18 protein-coding genes are annotated in these 21,235 nt (G+C 59.9%); 11 read left to right on the forward strand and 7 right to left on the reverse strand.

Features of this window, described 5'->3' with window-relative positions; translation table 11 throughout:
* The first annotated feature begins 522 nt into the window (after nt 1-522).
* Nucleotides 523-1,296, forward strand: a complete 774-nt coding sequence (locus ACSQ16_RS14100; protein WP_243262684.1) for a hypothetical protein — start codon at nt 523-525, stop codon at nt 1,294-1,296.
* A 19-nt stretch (nt 1,297-1,315) separates the two neighbouring features.
* Here ACSQ16_RS14100 and ACSQ16_RS14105 read toward each other — a convergent pair whose 3' ends face one another.
* On the reverse strand, nt 1,316-2,380 hold the full coding sequence (locus tag ACSQ16_RS14105) for an Mrp/NBP35 family ATP-binding protein (protein WP_243262683.1): 1,065 nt from the start codon (nt 2,378-2,380) through the stop codon (nt 1,316-1,318).
* A 601-nt stretch (nt 2,381-2,981) separates the two neighbouring features.
* Between ACSQ16_RS14105 and ACSQ16_RS14110 the strand changes: the two genes are divergently transcribed.
* Nucleotides 2,982-3,194 carry a DUF1127 domain-containing protein gene (locus ACSQ16_RS14110; protein WP_093926643.1) on the forward strand — a complete coding sequence of 71 codons (213 nt, stop codon included), beginning with the start codon at nt 2,982-2,984 and terminating at the stop codon, nt 3,192-3,194.
* A gap of 242 nt (nt 3,195-3,436) precedes the next feature.
* Here ACSQ16_RS14110 and ACSQ16_RS14115 read toward each other — a convergent pair whose 3' ends face one another.
* Nucleotides 3,437-5,854: an ATP-dependent helicase gene (locus ACSQ16_RS14115; protein WP_243262682.1), complete on the reverse strand. Its 2,418-nt coding sequence runs from the start codon at nt 5,852-5,854 to the stop codon at nt 3,437-3,439.
* A 205-nt stretch (nt 5,855-6,059) separates the two neighbouring features.
* Here ACSQ16_RS14115 and ACSQ16_RS14120 point away from each other — a divergent pair, with 205 nt between their 5' ends.
* The 5 genes from ACSQ16_RS14120 to ACSQ16_RS14140 all read left to right on the forward strand — a co-directional run bounded on the left by ACSQ16_RS14120 (nt 6,060) and on the right by ACSQ16_RS14140 (nt 12,642).
* Nucleotides 6,060-6,827 (forward strand): hypothetical protein, encoded by a 768-nt coding sequence (locus ACSQ16_RS14120; RefSeq protein ID WP_093926645.1) that lies wholly within the window; start codon nt 6,060-6,062, stop codon nt 6,825-6,827.
* 143 nt (nt 6,828-6,970) lie between these two features.
* Nucleotides 6,971-8,119: an alpha-hydroxy acid oxidase gene (locus ACSQ16_RS14125; RefSeq protein ID WP_243262681.1), complete on the forward strand. Its 1,149-nt coding sequence runs from the start codon at nt 6,971-6,973 to the stop codon at nt 8,117-8,119.
* A 101-nt stretch (nt 8,120-8,220) separates the two neighbouring features.
* Nucleotides 8,221-11,661, forward strand: coding sequence for a pyruvate carboxylase (locus ACSQ16_RS14130; RefSeq protein ID WP_243262680.1), 3,441 nt, complete (start codon nt 8,221-8,223; stop codon nt 11,659-11,661).
* 46 nt (nt 11,662-11,707) lie between these two features.
* Nucleotides 11,708-12,082, forward strand: a complete 375-nt coding sequence (locus tag ACSQ16_RS14135) for a VOC family protein (protein ID WP_243262679.1) — start codon at nt 11,708-11,710, stop codon at nt 12,080-12,082.
* Nucleotides 12,083-12,159: 77 nt separating this feature from the next.
* Nucleotides 12,160-12,642, forward strand: a complete 483-nt coding sequence (locus ACSQ16_RS14140) for a DUF2244 domain-containing protein (RefSeq protein WP_243263143.1) — start codon at nt 12,160-12,162, stop codon at nt 12,640-12,642.
* 53 nt (nt 12,643-12,695) lie between these two features.
* Here ACSQ16_RS14140 and ACSQ16_RS14145 read toward each other — a convergent pair whose 3' ends face one another.
* On the reverse strand, nt 12,696-13,154 hold the full coding sequence (locus ACSQ16_RS14145) for a GatB/YqeY domain-containing protein (protein ID WP_093926650.1): 459 nt from the start codon (nt 13,152-13,154) through the stop codon (nt 12,696-12,698).
* A 195-nt stretch (nt 13,155-13,349) separates the two neighbouring features.
* Between ACSQ16_RS14145 and carA the strand changes: the two genes are divergently transcribed.
* Both carA and ACSQ16_RS14155 read left to right on the forward strand, forming a co-directional pair.
* A complete protein-coding gene (carA, locus tag ACSQ16_RS14150; protein ID WP_243262678.1) occupies nt 13,350-14,510 on the forward strand; it encodes a glutamine-hydrolyzing carbamoyl-phosphate synthase small subunit in 1,161 nt (386 codons plus the stop codon).
* Between the two features lie 92 nt (nt 14,511-14,602).
* Nucleotides 14,603-16,540 (forward strand): glycosyltransferase, encoded by a 1,938-nt coding sequence (locus ACSQ16_RS14155; RefSeq protein ID WP_243262677.1) that lies wholly within the window; start codon nt 14,603-14,605, stop codon nt 16,538-16,540.
* Here ACSQ16_RS14155 and ACSQ16_RS14160 read toward each other — a convergent pair.
* Nucleotides 16,491-17,144 carry a GntR family transcriptional regulator gene (locus ACSQ16_RS14160; RefSeq protein ID WP_093926653.1) on the reverse strand — a complete coding sequence of 218 codons (654 nt, stop codon included), beginning with the start codon at nt 17,142-17,144 and terminating at the stop codon, nt 16,491-16,493. The genes ACSQ16_RS14155 and ACSQ16_RS14160 overlap by 50 nt on opposite strands.
* 101 nt (nt 17,145-17,245) lie before the next feature.
* Here ACSQ16_RS14160 and ACSQ16_RS14165 point away from each other — a divergent pair, with 101 nt between their 5' ends.
* Both ACSQ16_RS14165 and ACSQ16_RS14170 read left to right on the forward strand, forming a co-directional pair.
* Nucleotides 17,246-17,893 (forward strand): pyrimidine 5'-nucleotidase, encoded by a 648-nt coding sequence (locus tag ACSQ16_RS14165; RefSeq protein WP_243263142.1) that lies wholly within the window; start codon nt 17,246-17,248, stop codon nt 17,891-17,893.
* On the forward strand, nt 17,893-19,092 hold the full coding sequence (locus ACSQ16_RS14170; protein WP_243262676.1) for a UbiH/UbiF family hydroxylase: 1,200 nt from the start codon (nt 17,893-17,895) through the stop codon (nt 19,090-19,092). Before ACSQ16_RS14165 ends, ACSQ16_RS14170 begins: the two co-directional genes overlap by 1 nt.
* Nucleotides 19,093-19,110: 18 nt before the next feature.
* On the opposite strand, the gene ACSQ16_RS14175 is transcribed toward ACSQ16_RS14170, so the two are convergent.
* The 3 genes from ACSQ16_RS14175 to ACSQ16_RS14185 form a co-directional block, all read right to left on the reverse strand.
* Nucleotides 19,111-20,235 carry an aminotransferase class V-fold PLP-dependent enzyme gene (locus ACSQ16_RS14175; RefSeq protein ID WP_243262675.1) on the reverse strand — a complete coding sequence of 375 codons (1,125 nt, stop codon included), beginning with the start codon at nt 20,233-20,235 and terminating at the stop codon, nt 19,111-19,113.
* Between the two features lie 62 nt (nt 20,236-20,297).
* Nucleotides 20,298-20,753, reverse strand: coding sequence for an Lrp/AsnC family transcriptional regulator (locus ACSQ16_RS14180; protein ID WP_093926656.1), 456 nt, complete (start codon nt 20,751-20,753; stop codon nt 20,298-20,300).
* The gene (locus ACSQ16_RS14185) at nt 20,750-21,205 is read right to left on the reverse strand and encodes an Lrp/AsnC family transcriptional regulator (protein ID WP_243262674.1); all 456 of its coding nucleotides are present in this window, start codon (nt 21,203-21,205) and stop codon (nt 20,750-20,752) included. Before ACSQ16_RS14185 ends, ACSQ16_RS14180 begins: the two co-directional genes overlap by 4 nt.
* Nucleotides 21,206-21,235: the final 30 nt, after the last annotated feature.

The raw sequence follows: 21,235 nt of genomic DNA on the forward strand, positions 1-21,235 counted from the left end.
CGTGTCCCGTTCTCATCCGATGAACAAGGGATGCCATGGGAATTGATGGGCGTCTACAATTTTTTTGAAAATCGGCGCAATATTTTGTTTTGCACAGGGTGTGGGAACAACATCTGGTATAACTTTCTGAGCGGAAAATGGCTCAATTAGGTGAAATTTGAGCTAACAGCACAAGATATTGTTGCCATCTTGACGCCTGCATAATGTCCCACGGTTTCCCACCAAATTTTGCACACATAGTTATCCACAGGGCGTGTTCGTTGCCTGTTCTGCAACTTTCGCCAGAGTCGCTGGATCAGTCGACAAAATCAACGCCCATTCCCACGCCTTCGAATCGGAAATTTCCTCCAGCAGGCCATGGCTGGCCCATCATTTCCCAGACTTCCCATGTATTCCCGCGACATTTCCCATGTTGTCCCGCCCACCCATGCTTTCCCAGCGGAACCTCCCAGATCGCGTAGCTGCATCTTGTTCTTTCGCCACGCCCGCGCCATGTAGTGCCGCAAATCGGAGGAGTGCATCATGATCCAAGCCACAGCTCTTTTTACGCACGCGCTGAATATGTTGTTTCATGCGCCAGCCACGACACTGCGGGTAATCTTGCCAGCAGTTTTCTGGGTCATGGGGGCAGCAGCCGTGGCAGGCGTGCTGGCAGGTGATGCATTGGGCGCGATGGATCAAGTGATAGACCGCGCCGCCCCGCCACCAACGGATCAGCTGCTAATTTTGATCGCTTGCGGTCTTGCTGGCATCTTGGGCTATGCGCTGATGGCTGTGCTCTGGCATCGCCATGTCCTGCTTGACCGTGACGCCACAGGTACAGAGGTACGCCCGGGCGCGCGGCTGTTTTGGAGCTACGTTTGGCGCGCCATCGTGTTGGGTTTTGTGCAGTTCCTTGCTGCGATCCCCATCGGGATTGCCATGCTGTTGGTTGGCGGCCTAACCGGCTCAAGCCCTGCAGCACTGCTGCTGATCGGGCTGGTAGCGGGCGTGGCGTTTCTGTGGCTGGCGCTGCGGCTTAGCCTTGTGCTGCCCGCAGCGGCCATGGGTCACGTCATGGCAGTAAGCGAAAGCTGGCGCGCGACCGAACCGCTATCGCGCACGCTATGGGCGCTGGCCGTGCTGCTGGCTGTGGTGAATACACTATTAGGGGTTATCGCAGGCATGCTGCTCCCCGCCGACCCCGGCCTGCGCCTGATGCTGGATTCAGTGCTCTATCTTATAGAGGGGCTTGTCTTCGTCTCGATGCTGACAACGCTATATGGCCACCTGATCGAAGGGCGCGAACTGGGCTAAGCCGCCCGCGCCCCTTTATTCACGCCATACCGCCGTCGATCAACCCACGCGCGATGCGGGCATAAGCATCGGCCATCGCCCCCTCGCCTGCGGCAACTGGTGTGCCATTATCCCCCGCAAGACGGGTCTCCAGATCAATCGGCAGACTGCCCAGCAGCGGCACCCCCATCTTATCGGCCTCTGCTGCCACGCCACCGTGACCAAATATCTCATGCTGCGATCCGCAATCGGGGCAGACGAACATCGACATATTCTCAATCAACCCCAGAACGGGCGTTTTCAGGGTCGCAAACATATCCAACGCCTTGCGTGCGTCGATCAACGCAACGTCTTGCGGCGTACTGACGACAATAGCACCCGAAAGCTCAGATTTGGTGCAAAGCGTAAGCTGCACATCCCCGGTACCGGGCGGGAGATCGACAAGCAGCACATCAAGCTCGCCCCATTCCACCTGCCCCAGCATCTGCTGCAACGCGCCCATCAACATCGGCCCGCGCCAGACCACGGCCTTACCTTCTTCTAACATAAAGCCGATCGACATCAGTGTGACGCCATGCGCCTGAAGCGGAATGATCGTTTTACCGTCTGGGCTGGCGGGGCGCTTGTTCACCCCCATCATGCGCGGCTGACTGGGGCCATAGATATCAGCATCCAACAGCCCGACCTTACGGCCCGCACGCGCCAGCGCCACGGCAAGGTTGGAACTGACGGTGGATTTCCCCACACCGCCTTTACCCGAGCCGATAGCCAAGATGCGCTTCACACCGCTGGGCTTCATCGGCCCCTCTTGCGGTTTCGGATGCCCACCGATCTTCAGGCTGGGCGCCTTGGGTGCAGGACCATGCGCCGTCAGCGCGACCGAAACATCGCCAACTCCGGGTAAGTCACGCACCACCTGCTCTGCCGCATCTCGCAGTGGCGCCATCTGGCGGGCCACGTCAGCATTGGGTGCCTCGATGACGAATCGCACTTTTTCGCCATCAATCACCAATGCACGGATCAAATCATGGGATAGCAGGCTTTTTCCGTCAGGCAGTTGCACCCGCTCCAGCGCCGCTTCGACTTCTGCTTTGGTCACAGACATGCGCAAATTCTCCTCTATTAGGCCTCCTGAAATGGCAGGTTCTACGCCAAGCGCAAGGGGATGGCCTGTTTCGCATAAGGAACAGGCGCAATGCCCAAGAATTACGCAGGCATACCATGTTTTTGCTGCATAGCAGCATTGCAAAAAGAAACATTGTGCAAGCGCAGCAATTAGCGCTAACTTACTTTCATAGGCAGGGCCAAGCGCCCAGCTTTCGGAAAGACCAGACACATTCATCCTCCTCCCGAATGTGTCTGATTTTGAGAAGACTTAGATGCATCCATCCTCCTCCCGGATGTAGCTAAGTTTGGAAAGACCAGACGTATCCATCCTCCTCCCGGATGTGTCTGTATTTGGCGGCGACATCTACCTCCTCCCAGATGTCGCCGCTCTTTCCCTCCCTCCCCCTTCAGATGACAGTTTTGTGACAGTGCGCCGAGTTAGCTCGCTGATGAAACCTTTTTAATTCAATATCTTATCAAATTTTCTACCTATGCACTTTCTGCATAGCGGCATTGACTTTATGCCCGTTGTGCAAATGCAGAAAGAGCGTAAATAGCAGGCAACGAGATGATACACAGATGAAAAAAGAGGCGCCGAAATGGCTTACATGAACACAACAACCGCAAACACAACTTCCGTCTTCGCCCGTATCGGCGGCGCATTCGAAGGTCTTGCAACTCGCTACAAACAGCACCGTCTGTACCGTGAAACTTTCGACGGTTTGAGCGCGTTGAGCAACCGCGAACTGGCCGACCTTGGTCTGAGCCGTTCCGAGCTGCGCCGCGTCGCATGGGAATCTTCCCGCGGCTGAGCCGAGATAGAAATCGGACGTCAGAACCCCTCCCTGTTCTGCCGTTTGAAAGCCGGGGTGCGCGTCACTTTCCTCCTCCCTGATGAGGCGGACCCCGCAAGGAGACCCGAAGCCGACCCTCCCTCGACGCTTCGGGCCGACATAGAAACGGCGGCACCTTCCTCCCAAGGTGCCGTCGTTTTTGTATGTAAGGTGCTGTTTAAGCAGGTATTCTTTAGCCACGGGTAGGCAGCAAGATAGCCTTAGAAAGGCACGTCTTTCCCGCCGGTCAAGAACCGCGACACGACCTTCTTGGTCCCGGCCTTTTCAAAAGCGACTTCCATCTTGTCGCCCTCCATACCGATCACCTCGCCATAGCCGAATTTATCGTGAAAAACGCGCTCGCCCATTTCAAAGGAGGCGACCGCCTGCATGTCGATCGTGACATTGCGGCTTTCGCGCGGCTGGCTGGTGCCCCGCGCCCCACTGCGCGATTGCAGGCGTTTCCACCCCGGAGAATTATAGACATTCGCACTTGCCGCGCGGTCATGCAGATCAGACTGCGGCATGGCAGCCCCAAACCCACCGCCGTAAAGTCCCGGTGGGGTCAGCACATCCACATGCTCTTCGGGCAGTTCATCAACAAAGCGCGAAGGCATCGCGTTTTGCCACTGGCCAAATACCCGGCGATTGGCGGCAAAGGAGATGGTGCAAATCTGTTCGGCGCGGGTGATGCCGACATAGGCCAACCGCCGCTCTTCCTCCAAGCCCTTGATCCCGCTTTCGTCCATTGAGCGTTGCGAGGGGAACAGCCCATCTTCCCAGCCGGGCAGGAAAACCATGGGGAATTCCAATCCTTTGGCCGCGTGGAGCGTCATGATCGAGACCTTCTCGCCATCGCCCTCCTGCTCATTATCCATGATCAAGCTGACGTGTTCGAGGAAACCTTGCAGGTTTTCAAACCCTTCCAGCGCTTTCACAAGCTCTTTTAGGTTCTCCAGTCGACCCGGCGCTTCGGGCGTTTTGTCGTTCTGCCACATCCCGGTATAGCCGCTTTCGTCGAGAATCATCTCGGCCAATTCGACATGGGACACCTCGGGCGGGCCGTAATCCACCCGCAACGGGGCAATCCCGTCATCCAGCACGTTATCATCTTCGCTGATCTCAATCCGTGGACCGCGCAGCATTGATGACCAACGGTCGATCCCTTCGATCAACAGCCGCAACTGCGCCGCCCCTTTGCCGCCGATCCCGTCATGCGCCAAAAGGATCCGCGCACCCTCGACAAGGTTCACCCCGTGATCCCGCGCCGTGCGCTGAATTTTCTGCTGTGCCCTCTCGCCCAAACCGCGCTTGGGCGTGTTCACGATCCGCTCGAACGCCAAGTCATCGTCAGGGCTGGTGACCACGCGGAAATAGGCCATGGCATCACGAATCTCTAAGCGCTCGTAAAAGCGCGGGCCTCCGATCACCTTATAGGGCAAGCCGATGGTCAGGAAACGGTCCTCAAAAGCCCGCATCTGATGGCTCGCCCGCACCAGAATCGCCATATCGTCGAGAGAAAATGGGTCGAGCCCCCGCGTGCCGCGCTGCGCGGATTCGATTTCATCCCCGATCCAGCGCGCTTCTTCCTCACCATCCCAATGGCCGATCAGGCGAATCTTTTCGCCCTCGGTCTCTTCGGTCCACAGGGTCTTGCCCAAGCGCCCCTCATTGCCCGCGATCACGCCTGACGCGGCGGCCAGAATATGCGGGGTCGAGCGGTAATTCTGCTCGAGCTTCACCACATGGGCGCCGGGGAAATCCGTCTCAAACCGCAGGATGTTGCCCACTTCGGCCCCGCGCCAGCCATAAATCGACTGGTCATCGTCGCCCACGCAGCAGATGTTCTTGTGCCCCTGCGCCAAGAGCCGCAGCCACAGGTATTGGGCGACGTTGGTATCCTGATACTCATCAACGAGGATGTATTTGAACCAGCGCTGATACTGCGCCAACACATCCGGGTGCGCCTGAAAAATCGTCACCATATGCAGCAGCAAATCGCCAAAGTCTGTCGCGTTTAGTTCGATCAGACGGCGTTGATATTGCGCGTAAATCTCTGGCCCGCGGTGATTGTAAGCGCCAGCATCCGCGCTCGGGATCTTGTCCGGGGTCAGCGCGCGGTTCTTCCAGCCGTCAATAATCCCGGCCAACATTCGCGCAGGCCAGCGCTTATCGTCGATCCCTTCGGCGGCGACCAGTTGCTTTAGCAAACGCAGTTGATCATCCGTATCAAGGATCGTGAAATTGCTTTTTAGCCCGACCAGCTCCGCGTGACGCCGCAGCAGCTTGACGCAGATCGCATGGAACGTGCCAAGCCACGGCATCCCCTCAACCTGTTGGCCCAGCATCTGACCAACGCGGTTCTTCATCTCCCGCGCGGCCTTATTGGTGAAGGTGACCGCCAAAACCTCATTCGGCCGTGCCCGCCCCGTATTCAGCAAATGAACGATTCGGGCAGTCAACGCCCGTGTCTTGCCGGTGCCCGCGCCTGCGAGCATCAGTACGGGGCCGTCCAATGTCTCTACCGCAGCACGCTGGGCAGGGTTCAACCCCTCCAGATAAGGCTGCGGGCGCGCAGCCATCGCGCGGGCGGACAATGATGCACCTTCGAAGGCATCCATTTCGTCAAAATCACTCATGCCAACAATCTAGCGCGTCCGCGATACGAGATAAAGAGACGTTCCGCAAATGTTCTTTGACACAGTTTTGGGTTAGCGAATTTACGCTATGGCAGACCGCGGCGGAGTAGAGACAAGCGAACTTAAAATGCGTTGAAAATCTTTACCCGTTGATAATGCTTTGGCGTCAATGTGGCAGAATAACGACAAAGGAGAGGAACCGCTCATGTTTAGAAACGAAGATACTTCGGTCCTGCGCCGAGAGATTGACCGGTTCAAACTGCCAATGTTCATTGCTGAGTTGAACAACGATAATGGGCATTTCGAACTTCTTGCACTTAATACGGCCCACGAAGCCAATAGCGGGATGGTGATGGCAGAGGTGATCAAACGCCCCCTTCACGCCATAATGCCTGAAGATGAGGCTGAAGCGGTCAACGAACGCTATGCGCGCTGTGTCTCTAACGCGGGCCAAATTCGCTATCGTGAAATGTTACATATGCCCCGCGGCCCGCTGATCTGGGATACCACGTTGCATTATGTGCAGTCGGACCGTGGCATAGACCGGGTGGTGGGCAGTGCCATCGTTGTAGAGCGGGTGCAGCGTGATAACCGCGACACCCTCGCCTTCGAAGACGTGCGCTATTTCGCGGCGACATCTTCGTTTAAACTTGAACAGATCTCCACGGTACTGGACGCCGCTGAGAAAGGTCTGATTGATCCTGCGAAACTGACAGGGTCTGCTGGGATGCTTGCGGGGCTTTGCCGCGCCATCGACAGCACCATGCAAGAGCTACGCTCGATCGCGCAGGAACGTTTGGAGGCAGATGCCAATCCGACGGTGCACCTGATCGACGTGGACAGTGCTGATATCCAAGAAGGTGACGAGATCGAAGCCGCCATCGCAGCTCTTGTGGATATGGCCGATAACCTGCCAACGCCGCCAGCCAACAAAACAAGCGCGGCCTCGCCGCTTGCCCGGTCGGTCTTTTGACAGCAGCCAAGTGGCGTCTTGAGCGTTCGATAGAGGCGTCAATTCCGGCCCCTTAACCTCCTAGGCAGCAGCCGGGCAGGTGAACAGGATCGACGCATTTTCTTCATCTGGACAATCCGTAGCCCGTTGGCGCAAATGCCGCCATGGACTTACATGCAACCTACCCCGCCCTTTCAGACCTCCGCCGTCGCGCCCAGTCGCGCCTGCCCAAATTTGTTTGGGAGTATCTTGATTCCGCGACCGGGACTGAGGCGACCAAACACCGCAATCGCGCCGCATTGGATCGTGTCGGACTTATGCCATCGGTGCTGCATGGTGAATTTACCCCTGACCTGAACGTTGATCTTCTGGGGCAGAAACTCCCGCTGCCCTTTGGCATGTCCCCTTTGGGTATGTCGGGCTTGATTTGGCCGGATGCCGAAGCCCACCTTGCCCGGGCGGCGGACCGGGCCGGCATCCCCTTTGGCCTCTCCACCGTGGCGGCGACCAGCCCGGAAGACGTCGCACCCCATTTGGGTGATCATGGCTGGTTCCAACTCTACCCACCACGCGACCCTGAAATTCGCACCGATATGCTGGCCCGCGCCAAGGCCGCAGGTTTTACAACGCTGGTTCTCACCGTTGACGTGCCTGTCGCCTCGCGGCGCGAGCGGCAGACCCGCTCTGGCCTGACCAGCCCGCCTAAGCTCACCCCCCGGCTAATGGCACAGGTGGCGATGCGGCCTGCTTGGGCTGTGGGCATGGCCCGCCACGGCCTGCCACATATGAAAATGCTCGACAAATATACACAAGGCACGGCCACCGCGAACCTGCCACCGACCGCCCATGTGGGTTATCTGCTGCGCACCGCGCCGGATTGGGATTACCTACATTGGCTGCGCGATCACTGGGACGGCCCTTTAGTTATCAAAGGCGTTCTGCGCCCCGAGGATGCGACAGCTTTGGAAAAAGCGGGGGCCGATGCGATCTGGGTATCCAACCATTCAGGCCGCCAGTTCGATGCCGCCCCCGCCAGTGCCGAAGTCCTACCTGCCATCCGCGCGGCCACGAAACTGCCGGTGATCTTTGACAGCGGTGTGGAATCAGGGCTCGACATTTTGCGCGCCTTTGCGCTTGGTGCGGATTTTGTGATGCTGGGCCGGGCGTTCCATTTCGCGCTCGCCGCCCTCGGGCCACGGGGTGTTGATCACCTGATCGACCTGCTCGCACGCGACCTGATCGCCAATATGGGGCAACTTGGAGCGCGGAACTTGCGCGACCTGCCGCAGCCCTTCGACTTATCGCCGCTTTAATCGGTTTGCTTACAGAAATGTGACAAAGACTGTCACAGCCCTCTTGCGCTGCACCGCAGCATCCCTAAGCTGCCTCCAAATCCAGCAGGGGAGACTAACCAGTGACCGATTTCAAAAAGATCCTGATCGCCAACCGCGGTGAGATTGCAATCCGCATCATGCGCGCTGCCAATGAGATGGGCAAGAAAACGGTCGCCGTTTATGCCGAAGAGGACAAACTCGGCCTGCACCGGTTCAAAGCCGACGAAGCCTACCGCATCGGCGAGGGCCTTGGCCCTGTCGCCGCTTACCTCAGCATCGACGAGATGATCCGCGTCGCCAAAGCCTCCGGGGCCGATGCGATCCACCCCGGCTACGGTCTGCTGTCGGAAAACCCCGAGTTTGTCGACGCTTGCGAGAAAAACGGCATCACCTTCATCGGCCCCCGCGCCGAAACCATGCGCGCTTTGGGCGACAAGGCCTCCGCCCGCCGCGTCGCGATGGAAGCCGGCGTGCCGGTCATCCCCGCCACCGAAGTGCTCGGCGAAGACATGGACGCGATCCGCGCTGAGGCGGCCGAGGTCGGCTATCCCCTGATGCTCAAAGCCTCATGGGGCGGGGGCGGTCGTGGCATGCGCCCGATCATGTCCGAAAAAGAACTCGAAGAGAAAGTCCGCGAAGGCCGCCGCGAGGCCGAAGCCGCCTTTGGCAATGGCGAAGGCTATCTCGAGAAAATGATCCTCCGCGCGCGCCATGTCGAAGTGCAAATCGTGGGCGACAAACAGGGCGACATCTATCACCTGTTCGAGCGCGACTGCTCTGTCCAGCGCCGCAACCAAAAGGTCGTCGAGCGCGCCCCCGCCCCCTATCTCACCGAAGACCAACGCGCCGAGATCTGCGAATTGGGCCGCAAGATCTGCGCCCATGTGAACTACGAATGCGCTGGCACCGTCGAATTCCTGATGGATATGGACGACGGCAAATTCTACTTCATCGAAGTGAACCCCCGCGTGCAGGTCGAACATACGGTCACCGAAGAGGTCACCGGCATCGACATCGTCCGCGCCCAAATCCTCATCGCCGAGGGCAAACCGCTGGCCGAAGCCACAGGCAAGGCGCGCCAAGAGGACATCACCCTCACCGGCCACGCGCTGCAAACCCGCGTCACCACCGAAGACCCGCAGAACAATTTCATCCCCGACTATGGCCGCATCACCGCCTACCGCTCGGCCACCGGCATGGGCATTCGCCTCGATGGCGGCACCGCTTATGCAGGCGGGGTCATCACGCGCTACTACGACAGCCTGCTGACCAAGGTCACCGCCAAAGCCCCGACGCCCGAAATGGCCATCGCCCGGATGGATCGCGCCTTGCGCGAGTTCCGGGTGCGCGGGGTCAGCACCAACATCGCCTTTGTCGAGAACCTGCTGAAACACCCGACGTTTCTGAACAATGAATACACCACCAAATTCATCGACGATACGCCCGAGCTTTTCGACTTCAAACAGCGCCGCGACCGCGCCACTAAGGTGCTGACCTATATCGCCGACATCACCGTCAACGGCCACCCAGAGACCAAGGGCCACGCCCTGCCCGCCGCCCATGTCCGCGATCCCAAGCCGCCCGTGCTGCGCGGCGAGCCGCAGATGGGCACGCGCAACCTGTTGGAGCAAAAAGGCCCACAAGCTGTGGCCGATTGGATGAGCCAGCAGCGCCAACTGCTCATCACCGACACCACCATGCGCGACGCGCATCAATCCCTGCTTGCCACCCGTATGCGCAGCCGCGACATGATCCGCGTGGCCCCCGCCTATGCCGCCAATCTGCCGCAGCTTTTTTCGGTCGAGTGCTGGGGTGGGGCGACCTTTGATGTAGCTTACCGCTTTTTGCAGGAATGCCCTTGGCAACGCCTCCGCGACCTGCGCGCGGCAATGCCCAATGTGATGACCCAGATGCTGCTGCGTGCCTCTAACGGGGTGGGCTACACCAACTACCCCGACAACGTGGTGCAGAAATTCGTTTCTACCGCCGCTAATACCGGCGTTGATGTCTTCCGCGTCTTCGACAGCCTGAACTGGGTCGAAAACATGCGCGTCGCAATGGATGCCGTGGTCGAGGCGGGCAAGGTCTGCGAAGGCACGATCTGCTACACGGGCGACATCTTTGACCCTGACCGTGCGAAATACGACCTTCAGTATTACGTCACGATGGGCAAGGATTTGAAAGCCGCTGGCGCTCATGTGCTGGGCCTGAAAGACATGGCCGGATTGCTCAAACCCGCCCAGGCCCGCGTGCTGGTCAAGGCGCTGAAATCCGAAGTCGGCCTGCCGATCCACTTCCACACCCATGACACCGCAGGCAGTGCCACCGCCACCATCCTCGCCGCCTCCGAAGCGGGCGTCGATGCCGTCGACTGCGCCATGGACGCGCTGTCGGGCAACACCTCGCAGGCGACGCTGGGCACCGTGGTTTCGGCCCTGCAACACACCGACCGCGACACTGGGATCGACATGAAAGCCGTGCGCGAAATCTCGGATTACTGGGAAGAAGTACGCGGCCATTACGCCGCCTTCGAGACCGGGATGCAGGCCCCGTCCTCCGAAGTTTATCTGCACGAAATGCCCGGCGGCCAGTTCACCAACCTCAAGGCGCAGGCTGCCTCTATGGGGTTGGAAGACCGCTGGCCCGAGGTGGCGCGCACCTATGCGGATGTGAACCAGATGTTCGGCGATATTGTGAAAGTGACGCCCTCCTCCAAGGTCGTGGGCGACATGGCCTTGATGATGGTCTCCCAAGGTCTCACCCGTGCGCAGGTCGAAGACCCGAATGTCGACGTCTCCTTCCCCGACAGCGTGATCGACATGATGCGCGGCAATCTGGGCCAGCCGCCGAATGGCTTCCCGGCGGGCATCGTGAAAAAGGTGCTCAAGGGCGAGGCACCGAACACCGAGCGCCCCGGCGAACACCTTGAACCCGTTGATCTTGAGGCGATCCGCAAGGAACTGTCAGACCAGCTTGATGGGATGCAGATCGACGATGAAGACCTCTGCGGCTATCTCATGTATCCCAAGGTTTTCCTCGACTACATGGGCCGCCACCGCCTCTATGGTCCGGTCCGCACCCTGCCCACGCATACGTTCTTCTATGGCATGGAACCGGGTGCTGAAATCTCGGCTGAGATCGACCCCGGCAAGACCTTGGAAATCCGTCTTCAGGCTGAATCCGAGGCCGGAGAAGATGGCGAGGTGAAAGTGTTCTTTGAGCTCAACGGCCAACCACGGGTGATCCGTGTGGCGAACCGGTTGGTAAAAGATGCCACCGTGCAGCGGCCCAAAGCCGAAGCAGGCAATGACAACCACATCGGCGCGCCGATGCCCGGTGTAGTGGCCTCTGTCGGGGTGAAAGAAGGACAACAAATCAAGGCTGGTGATCTTTTGCTGACCATTGAAGCGATGAAAATGGAAACTGGCCTGCATGCGGAACGTGATGCCGTGGTCAAAGCGGTGCATGTGCAGGCCGGAGGACAGATTGACGCCAAAGACCTGCTTGTCGAACTCGAATAATTAAAAACCGGGCGCGGTATGCCGCGCCCGGCCCAAAGGAGCCGTCATGTATCTTTCCGCAATTGCGCTCATCGTGCCCGATTATGATCCGGCAATCGCCTTTTACTGCGGCGTTATGGGTTTTGACCTTACCGAAGACGTGGATCAGGGCCGCAAACGTTGGGTCCGCGTCACGCCGCCGGGCGCACAGACAGGGTTTATCCTTGCCCGCGCCGAGGGCAAGACGCAGGAAGAGGCGATCGGCAATCAAGGCGCAGGCCGTGTCTGGTTGTTTCTGAAGGTCGAGGATTTCACCGCTGCGTTTGATCAATTAACGGCGGCTGGCGTGACGTTCGAGGAAGAGCCGCGTCATGAGCCCTATGGCAAGGTCGCCGTCTTTCGCGACCCCTTTGGCAACCGCTGGGATCTGCTGGGCGATTAGGCGACCGCGTCCCCGCGCCGCATTGCCATCGCGCCAGTCTTGACTATCTTGATGCCCAAGTGAGCCTGAGCAACGCCATGCCCTACGAATGGACAACCCCGCCCCGCGCTGACCCGCAAATGATGCGCCTCTGGCCGCATCAATCTCTGCCCGCACGCGGCTTTGCTGCGTTCATGCTGGCGACGTTTACACTCGCGATGATCCCTTTGTTTGCCATGCTTGGCACCGCCTTGCTGTGGGGATTGCTGCCTTTTGTGTTGATCGCCTTGGGTGCGATTTACTGGGCTTTGCAGCACAACCACCACGCCCGCCAGATCGAAGAGGTTCTGACACTCGACGACACAACCGCGCGGCTGGTGCACAGAACGGCCAAGGGCGAGGTGAAGGATTGGACCTGCAACCGCTATTGGACCCGCGTGAAGAAATACCAAGATGACGGCCCGGTGCCGCATTACGTCACCCTGCGCGGGGAAGGCCGCGAGGTAGAGATCGGCGCATTCCTCAGCGAAGAAGAACGGATTGCACTGTTCGAAGACTTATCGCGCCACCTTCAAACATAAAAGGGCCAGACACAACGGCCCAGCCCCCTCGTTCTGACAGCTAAATATGCTGTTTAGCTCAGCCGTTCCTTGATGACCGGCCCGACGGCACCGAAATCCATTTGACCGGTATAGCGCTCTTTCAAAAGCCCCATGACCTTGCCCATGTCGCGGATCGAGGTCGCGCCAATCTCTTTGATGGCGGCGTCCACAGCGGCGGCGGTTTCCGGCACGGTCAGTTGCCGCGGCAGGAACTCTTCGATCACTTCAACCTCTTCGCGCTCACGCTCTGCAAGGTCCAAACGACCGCCCTCTTCATAGGCGCGCGCCGATTCTTGACGCTGTTTCGCCATCTTGCTGAGGATACCCAGCACTTCGGCATCCGACACCCCGTCGTCCTTACCCGTGGCCCGGGCGGCGATATCTTTGTCCTTGATCGCAGCATTGATAAGCCGCAGCGTCGAAAGCCTGTCCGCCGCCTTGTCTTTCATGGCCTGTTTCAAAGCATCCGAGATGCGCATCCGCAATGACATGGTGGTTTCCTGTGTTTCGCTTAATCCAAGGGTCGCAGCTTACCTGCTCTGTTCGGGCGGAGCAATGGGGGGTGACGATTGGTAACTATCTGTTTTTACACGATATCTCATTTCCTTTACCCTATTGACCCCGCGCCCGCGCGGGACTAGGTTGCCACCCGTTTACCCGCACCCTTTCAGCCCGGAGACTGCCCCATGTCCGCGCCTGCTCGCCCCCGCCCAACCGCCTGCCTTGCTCTCGCGGATGGATCGATTTTCTACGGCATGGGATTTGGCGCCACTGGCCAAACCGTGGCGGAGTTGTGCTTCAACACCGCAATGACCGGCTACCAAGAGATCATGACCGACCCCTCATATGCGGGCCAGATCGTGACCTTCACCTTTCCGCATATCGGCAACGTCGGCACCAACCCCGAAGATGACGAAACCGGCGATCCGGTCGCGGCTGGTATGGTCGTCAAATGGATGCCCACCACGCCCAGCAGTTGGCGTAACATTCAGCCGCTCTCGGAGTGGCTGGCTGCGCGTGGCCGTATCGCCATCGGCGGTATCGACACCCGCCGCCTGACCCGTGCGATCCGTCAGCAGGGCGCGCCCCATGCCGCCCTTGCGCATGATCCCGATGGCAATTTCGATATCGAAGCACTGGTTGCCGCCGCCCGCGAATTTGCCGGGCTCGAAGGGATGGATCTGGCCAAGGATGTTACCTGTGCCCAGACTTACCGCTGGAACGAGATGCGTTGGGCATGGCCCGATGGCTACGCGCCCCAGACCGAAGCGAAGCACAAAGTGGTGGCCGTCGATTACGGTGCGAAACGCAATATCTTGCGCTGTCTTGCCTCGGCTGACTGTGACGTGACCGTGCTGCCTGCAACCGCGACCTATGACGATATCATGGCCCACAAGCCCGATGGTGTCTTTTTGACCAATGGCCCCGGCGACCCGGCGGCCACCGGTGTCTATGCGGTGCCGATGATCAAGGACGTTCTGAACAAGACCGATCTGCCGGTCTTTGGCATTTGCCTTGGCCATCAGATGCTGGCGCTGGCGCTTGGTGCCAAGACCGTCAAAATGAGCCACGGTCACCACGGCGCGAACCACCCGGTCAAGGACAACGATACCGGCAAGGTTGAAATTACCTCGATGAATCACGGCTTTGCGGTTGACGGTCAATCCCTGCCAGAGGGCGTGCGTGAGACGCATGTGTCCCTGTTTGACGGGTCCAACTGTGGCATTCGCCTTGATGGACGTCCAGTCTGGTCGGTGCAACACCACCCCGAAGCCAGCCCCGGCCCGCAAGACAGCTATTACCTGTTTGAGCGTTTCAGCGAAGCCATGGCCGCGCGCAACGCCTAAATTTCGGCACATGTATTGATTGCATAGGCGGCTGTTAACTCTCGCTTAACGGTCGCCTGTCAGTCTCATTTCGAACCTCTTCGGGGCACGGAATGAGCAACCTTCGCCTAAAACTTTCGGCACCGCGTGTGGCCACCGCACCCGCCCAGCGGATGCGGTTGGGTCAATACCTAATCGCAGCAGGTGCCATTGGGCCTGATGATGTGCTACATGGACTTGCGCTGCAACGCCGGATCGATGCGCCTTTGGGCGAGGTTCTGGCCGCCGAGGGGTTAATTTCCCCCGAAGATATCGTCAAAGCCCTCGCCCGGCAGTATGGGGCGCAGCCTGTCGACCTGATCCGCAGCCCCTCTGACCCGCGGCTCTCTAAGCAGATACCCGTCACGATTTGCCTGAAATTTGGCGCGGTTCCTTGGCTGGAACTGGGCGACCGGCTTTTGGTGGCGACCGGACGACCCGGCGATTTTGCGCAGCTTTGCAATGCTTTGGGCGAAAGGGGCGAAACCCTGATGCTGGTCGTTGCCGACCCCCAGCATGTGCAGGCCCAAATCGGCAAGCTCTACGCGGCGGAACTCGCGCATCATGCCGCGACGCGCGTCCCTGCCCTAGAAAGCTGTCGAGACTGGGGCGCACACGGCAGGATCCGGCAATCTGCAACGGCAGCCCTGTGGCTGACCGCGGCCGCCTTGCTGTTGCTCTTTCCCTCGGCGGTCTTGGCAATAGCGCTTCTCTGGGGGGCGATCACACTGTTGATGACCAGCGCATTAAAAGCAGCGGCACTGTGGGGGACGCTAAATCACCCGCGCCCGCCCCCTGCCCAGCCCAACCTCCGAGACCTAAAGGGATTTCGTCTGCCACGCGTCTCGGTCTTAGTGCCGCTTTTGCGCGAGAAAGAGATCGCGCAGGCGCTTATCGCGCGGCTTTCCCGACTTACCTATCCAAAGTCTCTTTTAGAAGTGGTTTTGGTTCTTGAGGCGAGCGACAAGGTCACCCGAAATACGATTGAACGCACCTCTCTTCCCCCGTGGATCACCGTGATCGAAGTGCCCGATGCCGGGGTGTTAAAGACCAAGCCCCGCGCGCTGAATTATGCGCTCGATTTTTGCCGAGGCAGTATCATTGGGGTCTGGGATGCCGAAGACGCGCCAGAGCCGGACCAGATCGAACAAGTCGTCACCCGCTTTCAAAATGCACCGAATAATATCGCCTGTTTGCAAGGGGTTTTGGATTTCTACAACAGCCGCAGCAACTGGATGGCACGTTGTTTTACCATCGAATACGCCACATGGTGGCGCGTGATCCTGCCCGGCATCGCCCGGCTGGGGTTGGTTGTCCCTTTGGGTGGAACGACCCTGTTTTTCCGCCGTGATATCCTCGAACGTCTTGGCGCGTGGGACGCACATAACGTGACCGAGGATGCTGATTTGGGCCTGCGGCTGGCGCGGCATGGCTACGCCACCGAACTTTTGCCCACCGTCACCTTTGAAGAGGCGAACTGCCGTCCTTGGCCGTGGGTGCGACAACGTTCGCGCTGGCTTAAGGGATATCTGATTACATGGTGTGTCCATATGCGCAGGCCGCGGGCCTTGCTGAACGACCTTGGGCTGATCCGGTTCTTAGGCGTGCAGGCGACTTTCCTCGCCACGTTTTCGCAATTCGTTCTCGCCCCACTTCTTTGGTCGCTCTGGCTTAGTTACTTTGGGCTATATCATCCGGTCACAGACTTTCTGTCTTCGACACTCATGACCGCGATCTTCACGCTTTTTATCCTATCGGAAATGCTGAACCTTTGCGCTTCGGCCATTGCAGTATCAAAAAGCGGCTACCGGCATTTGCTGCCATGGGTCATCACCCTGCCGCTCTATTTCACATTAGGGGCGATCTCCGCGGCCAAGGCGCTTTATGAACTGAACCGCAGCCCGCATTATTGGGACAAAACCGCCCATGGCCATGCCCTTCCCCAGGGCGGGCAACGCAAGCCTAAAACTCATCCTCGCGCCGGGCCGCTTCCTGCTTCAATCGGGTCATGAAAGCGACGGAGATATGGGTGCGCAATGCTTGATCTGCCCCATCTTCGTCACGCGCTTCGATCATCTGCACGATACGGTCATGCTCCACTTGGGCAATCTCGCCCCGGCCTTCTACCGCCAGCGACGATGTCGCCATAAGCGCCATCGAGCGATGCACAAGATCGAGCTGCTGCACCAGATAGCGGTTATGGGACGCGAGATGAATTTGCTTATGAAACCGCTTATTTGCCCGCGCCAACGCATTGGGGTTGCCCGCGAGCGTGTTGTCGGCGTCCACCATCTCGCGCAACACGCGCACCTCCTCGGCTGTGGCATGACGTGCGGCCAACCGTGCCGCCAGCCCTTCCAGTTCGCCGCGCACGACGTAAAGCTCGGCCATTTGGTTGTGATCCAGCGAGGCAACGATCAAGCTGCGCCCATCACGCACCAGCAAAGATTGCGTCTCAAGCCGTTGCAATGCCTCACGAATGGGCGTGCGCGATACGCCAAACCGGTCGGCCAACTCACTCTCAACCAACCGGTCACCGGGGCGATAGGTGCCGATGTCGATGGCCTCTAGTATCATCGAATAGGCGTCGGTCGGGCCGGTTTTGGCGTCGGGCATTGGGTACAAGTCCTTGAAAGTTGCGCCACCTTACTCACCGCGACCATATGCGCAACCCGGGAGGGCTTGCGCGGCTGCCCGTCTCGGCCTACCTCTGCGCCATGCCGCGCGATGCTTTCTCTCATGTCACCACTTGGGTCTTCGACCTTGATCAGACGCTCTACCCCCCCGAGGCGCGGCTTTTCGATCTGATCGAGGCGCGAATGGTTGACTGGGTGATGCGTGCGATCAAGGTGGATCGGGCCGAGGCCAATCACCTGCGCCAGCACTATTGGCAGACCTATGGCACCACGCTGGCGGGGCTGATGCGCGAACATGGCGTCGATCCCGGTCCCTACCTCACGGATGTGCATGACATCCCGATGGACCGGCTGACCCCCGACCCATTGCTGGCCCAAGCGATCCGCGTTCTGCCGGGGCGGCGCATCGTCTACACCAACGGCTGCGCTCCCTACGCTGAACGGGTGCTGGAGGCGCGCGGTCTCACCGGTCTATTCGATGCGGTCTACGGCGTCGAACACGCTGATTTCCTGCCAAAACCCGAAGCCGCCGCCTATGACAAGGTCTTTGCCATCGACGGTTTCCAAACCGCAGCCGCCGCGATGTTCGAGGATGACCCGCGCAACCTTGCAGCCCCACACGCGTTGGGGATGCGCACAGTGCATGTGGCGCCCACACGTGGCGAAGGCGATCACATCCACTACCATACGCAAGACCTTTGCGAATTCCTGACACGGGTGGCGGGCTGATGACCTTTGATTGCGATATTCTGATTTCCGGTGGCGGCATTGCCGGACTGACCGCCGCGGCCGCTTTTGGCGCGGCGGGTTTCGATGTGATCTGCGTCGACCCCACACCACCCGTCACCGACGGCGCAGCCGAGGGCGCCGACATGCGCTCCACCGCGCTGCTGCAACCGGCGCGCTTGCTCTTGGAAGACGCCGGACTATGGGACCGCCTCGCCCCCCATGCCGCCCCTTTGCAGATCATGCGGATCGTCGATGCGGGGGGCGAAGACCCGAGCCCCCGCGTCACCCGCGAGTTTGACGCCGCCGATATCTCAGATGCCCCCTTCGGCTGGAACTTCCCCAACTGGCTGCTGCGCCGTGAACTGCTCACCCGCCTAAACGCGCTGCCCAACGTCGATTTTCGCCCCGGCACCAGCACCACGACACTCTTCACCCGGCAAAGCGAGGCCCGCGTGGGCCTGAGCGACGGCAGCCGGATCAGAACACGCTTGGTGATCGCCGCCGATGGGCGCAACAGCCCGATGCGCGAAGCGGCCGGGATCGAGGTCACCACCCGCCGCTACGGTCAAAAGGCGCTGGCCTTCTGCGTTACCCATCCGATCCCGCATGAGAATGTCTCGACCGAAGTGCACCGCTCCGGCGGCCCCTTCACCCTCGTCCCCCTGCCCGACCGCGACGGCATGCCCTGCTCCGCCGTAGTTTGGATGGACGACGGCCCCGCGACCCAAGCCCGCGCCACGCTGGAGACTGCCGCTTTCGAGGCCGAAGCAACGGCGCGCTCGGCCAATCTCTTCGGGCCACTCACCCTCGCCAGCCCGCGCGCGCTCTGGCCGATCATTAGCCAAGAGGCCAAGCGCCTCTCTGGCGAACGACTGGCATTGGTGGCCGAAGCGGCACATGTGCTGCCCCCCATCGGCGCGCAGGGGTTGAATATGTCGCTGACCGATCTGGCGACGCTGCTAGATTTAGCCCGCAAATCGCCCGGAACGCTCGGCGACGCTGACATGTTGGAGACCTACCACAAGGCCCGCCACGCCGACATTAGCCTCCGCGTGCGGGGCATTGACCTGCTGAACCGGGCTAGCCAAGCCAGCAGCCCACTGGCCCGCGATGCACGGGCGGCGGCGCTTAATGCGCTCTACGCCCTGCCCCAAGTGCGCAAAATGCTGATGCAAATGGGGCTGGGCCTGCGCCGCTAACGCGCGGCGCAGGCTGTCTTACAAAACCTCGTCGAGCACAGCCGTTAGCCGCGCCACGGTCGCGTCAACATCATAAAGCTTATCCAGCCCGAACAGCCCCAGACGGAAGGTGCGGAAATCATCCGGCTCTCCCACCTGCAACGGCACCCCGGCAGCAATCTGCATGCCTTGAGCGGCAAAAGCATTGCCGTTTTGCACATCCGGATCGGCGGTATAGCCGACCACCACGCCCGGCGCGGCGAAACCATCAGCAGCAACCGAAGTCACACCCCGCGCCGCCAGAGCCTGCCGCACCGCTTCACCCAATCGCCACTGCGCCTCTTTCAACCGGTCAAACCCATAATCGCGGGTCTCTTTCACCGTATCACGGAACAGCCGCAGCGCATCCGTCGGCATGGTCGCATGATAGGCATGCCCCCCGGCCTCATAGGCGTTCACAATGTCGCGCCACTTGCGCAGGTCGATGGCAAAACTGTCCGACGTCGTCTCGTTCAACCGCGCCTCTGCCCGCGCTGACATCATCACCAGTCCTGCAGACGGCGAGGCACTCCACCCCTTCTGCGGTGCCGAGATCAGCACATCGACCCCAAGCGCCTTCATATCCACCCAGACACAGCCCGAGGCGATGCAATCGAGCACCATCAGCGCGCCCACCTCATGGGCCGCCGCGGCCATCGCTTCGATATAGTCATCAGGCAGGATCATGCCCGAGCTGGTCTCGACATGCGGCGCGAAGACCACCTGCGGCTTCTGTTCGCGGATCGCGGCAGTGACCTCGTCGATCGGCGCAGGCGCAAAGGGGGCGGGGCTGGCATTGCCCTGCATCCGCGCCTTCATCACCTCGGCGCTCTTGGTCAGATCGGCGCTTTCGATGATCTGGCTCCAACGATAGGAAAACCACCCGTTGCGCACGACCAACACGTCTTGGCCCCGCGCAAACTGCCGCGCCACGGCCTCCATCGCATAGGTGCCGCCACCGGGCACCAGCGCCACGGCATCGGCGTTATAAACCTCGCCCAGCCAGTCCGAGAGGTCGCGCATGACCTGCTGAAACTCTGCTGACATGTGGTTGAGCGAACGGTCGGTGAAAACCACGCTGAATTCATCAAGCCCCGTGGGGTCTACCGTGTCGAGCAATGCCATCGTTCTTCCTCCATCTTTCGATCAAAGGCATATGGCCCGCCGCCGCAAAAGGCAATTGACGGCTAAAGCGGCCCCGGCAAACGTTCTTCACTCAAAAGCACATTGGCCTCCACCTCTCCCGCGCCGGGCAGGGTCATGATCCGCCGCCTCAGCACACGCTCGAAGTCAGGCAGGTCCCGCGCCACGACCCGCAGACGGTAGTCGAAAAGTCCCAAGACATGCTCCACCGTCTGCACCTCGGGAATGGCCGAAACCGCCCGCTCGAAATCCTCCAAACTCACCCGGCCCCGCGTGGCCAGTTTGATGCCCAGAAAAACGGTCACGCCAAAACCCAACGCCTCGGCATTCAACCGCAACCGCCGACCCGAAATCGCGCCGCCCTCCTCCAGTCGCCTGATGCGCCGCCACGTCGCAGGCTGCGACAGACCAAACCGCCGCCCCAAGGCACTCGCACTCTGTGTGGCATCCCGCGCCAAAGCGCGCAGCAAGGCGCGGTCGATCTCATCAAGCTCAATCACAACGGCAGCCCCTCTTGCGTCTTGATCCGCGCCACATGCATCAACGCTTCGATCTCGGCGATATGCGGCAGGGTCAGAATGCGGCTGCGGTAAATCTGCTGATAATGCCCCATGTCCCGCGCGATGATCGACAGCCGCAGATCGACCCGGCCCAAAAACGTCTGCAACTCGATTACCTCAGGCACCTGCCGCGCCGCCGCCATGAAGATGTCAAAGGCATTGGCCTGCGTCTTATCCAGTGTCACCCGCAAGGACACTTCCAACGCATAACCAAGTGCGGCCCAATCAACCACCACCCCGCTGCCCTGCACGATCCCCTGATCTTGCAGCCGCGCAATCCGTCGCGCCGCTTTGCCGGTGGTGATATTGCACCTCTCCGCCAGCTCCCCGGGGCTGAGACTTGGTTCCGCCTGCCAATAGCGCAAAATACGGCGATCCAGATCATCAAGCATGATATTTCCGTTTTATAGCGAAACTACGAA

Source organism: Sulfitobacter sp. SH24 (assembly GCF_965641895.1).
Taxonomy (GTDB): domain Bacteria; phylum Pseudomonadota; class Alphaproteobacteria; order Rhodobacterales; family Rhodobacteraceae; genus Sulfitobacter; species Sulfitobacter dubius.

What these genes read in the sequence shown, in the direction of transcription:
- ACSQ16_RS14100 (WP_243262684.1), top strand. Translation starts at nt 523, where the DNA reads ATGATCCAAGCCACAGCTCTTTTTACGCACGCGCTGAATATGTTGTTT.
- ACSQ16_RS14105 (WP_243262683.1), bottom strand. Translation starts at nt 2,380, where the DNA reads ATGTCTGTGACCAAAGCAGAAGTCGAAGCGGCGCTGGAGCGGGTGCAA.
- ACSQ16_RS14110 (WP_093926643.1), top strand. Translation starts at nt 2,982, where the DNA reads ATGGCTTACATGAACACAACAACCGCAAACACAACTTCCGTCTTCGCC.
- ACSQ16_RS14115 (WP_243262682.1), bottom strand. Translation starts at nt 5,854, where the DNA reads ATGAGTGATTTTGACGAAATGGATGCCTTCGAAGGTGCATCATTGTCC.
- ACSQ16_RS14120 (WP_093926645.1), top strand. Translation starts at nt 6,060, where the DNA reads ATGTTTAGAAACGAAGATACTTCGGTCCTGCGCCGAGAGATTGACCGG.
- ACSQ16_RS14125 (WP_243262681.1), top strand. Translation starts at nt 6,971, where the DNA reads ATGGACTTACATGCAACCTACCCCGCCCTTTCAGACCTCCGCCGTCGC.
- ACSQ16_RS14135 (WP_243262679.1), top strand. Translation starts at nt 11,708, where the DNA reads ATGTATCTTTCCGCAATTGCGCTCATCGTGCCCGATTATGATCCGGCA.
- ACSQ16_RS14140 (WP_243263143.1), top strand. Translation starts at nt 12,160, where the DNA reads ATGCCCTACGAATGGACAACCCCGCCCCGCGCTGACCCGCAAATGATG.
- ACSQ16_RS14145 (WP_093926650.1), bottom strand. Translation starts at nt 13,154, where the DNA reads ATGTCATTGCGGATGCGCATCTCGGATGCTTTGAAACAGGCCATGAAA.
- carA (WP_243262678.1), top strand. Translation starts at nt 13,350, where the DNA reads ATGTCCGCGCCTGCTCGCCCCCGCCCAACCGCCTGCCTTGCTCTCGCG.
- ACSQ16_RS14155 (WP_243262677.1), top strand. Translation starts at nt 14,603, where the DNA reads ATGAGCAACCTTCGCCTAAAACTTTCGGCACCGCGTGTGGCCACCGCA.
- ACSQ16_RS14160 (WP_093926653.1), bottom strand. Translation starts at nt 17,144, where the DNA reads ATGCCCGACGCCAAAACCGGCCCGACCGACGCCTATTCGATGATACTA.
- ACSQ16_RS14165 (WP_243263142.1), top strand. Translation starts at nt 17,246, where the DNA reads ATGCCGCGCGATGCTTTCTCTCATGTCACCACTTGGGTCTTCGACCTT.
- ACSQ16_RS14170 (WP_243262676.1), top strand. Translation starts at nt 17,893, where the DNA reads ATGACCTTTGATTGCGATATTCTGATTTCCGGTGGCGGCATTGCCGGA.
- ACSQ16_RS14175 (WP_243262675.1), bottom strand. Translation starts at nt 20,235, where the DNA reads ATGGCATTGCTCGACACGGTAGACCCCACGGGGCTTGATGAATTCAGC.
- ACSQ16_RS14185 (WP_243262674.1), bottom strand. Translation starts at nt 21,205, where the DNA reads ATGCTTGATGATCTGGATCGCCGTATTTTGCGCTATTGGCAGGCGGAA.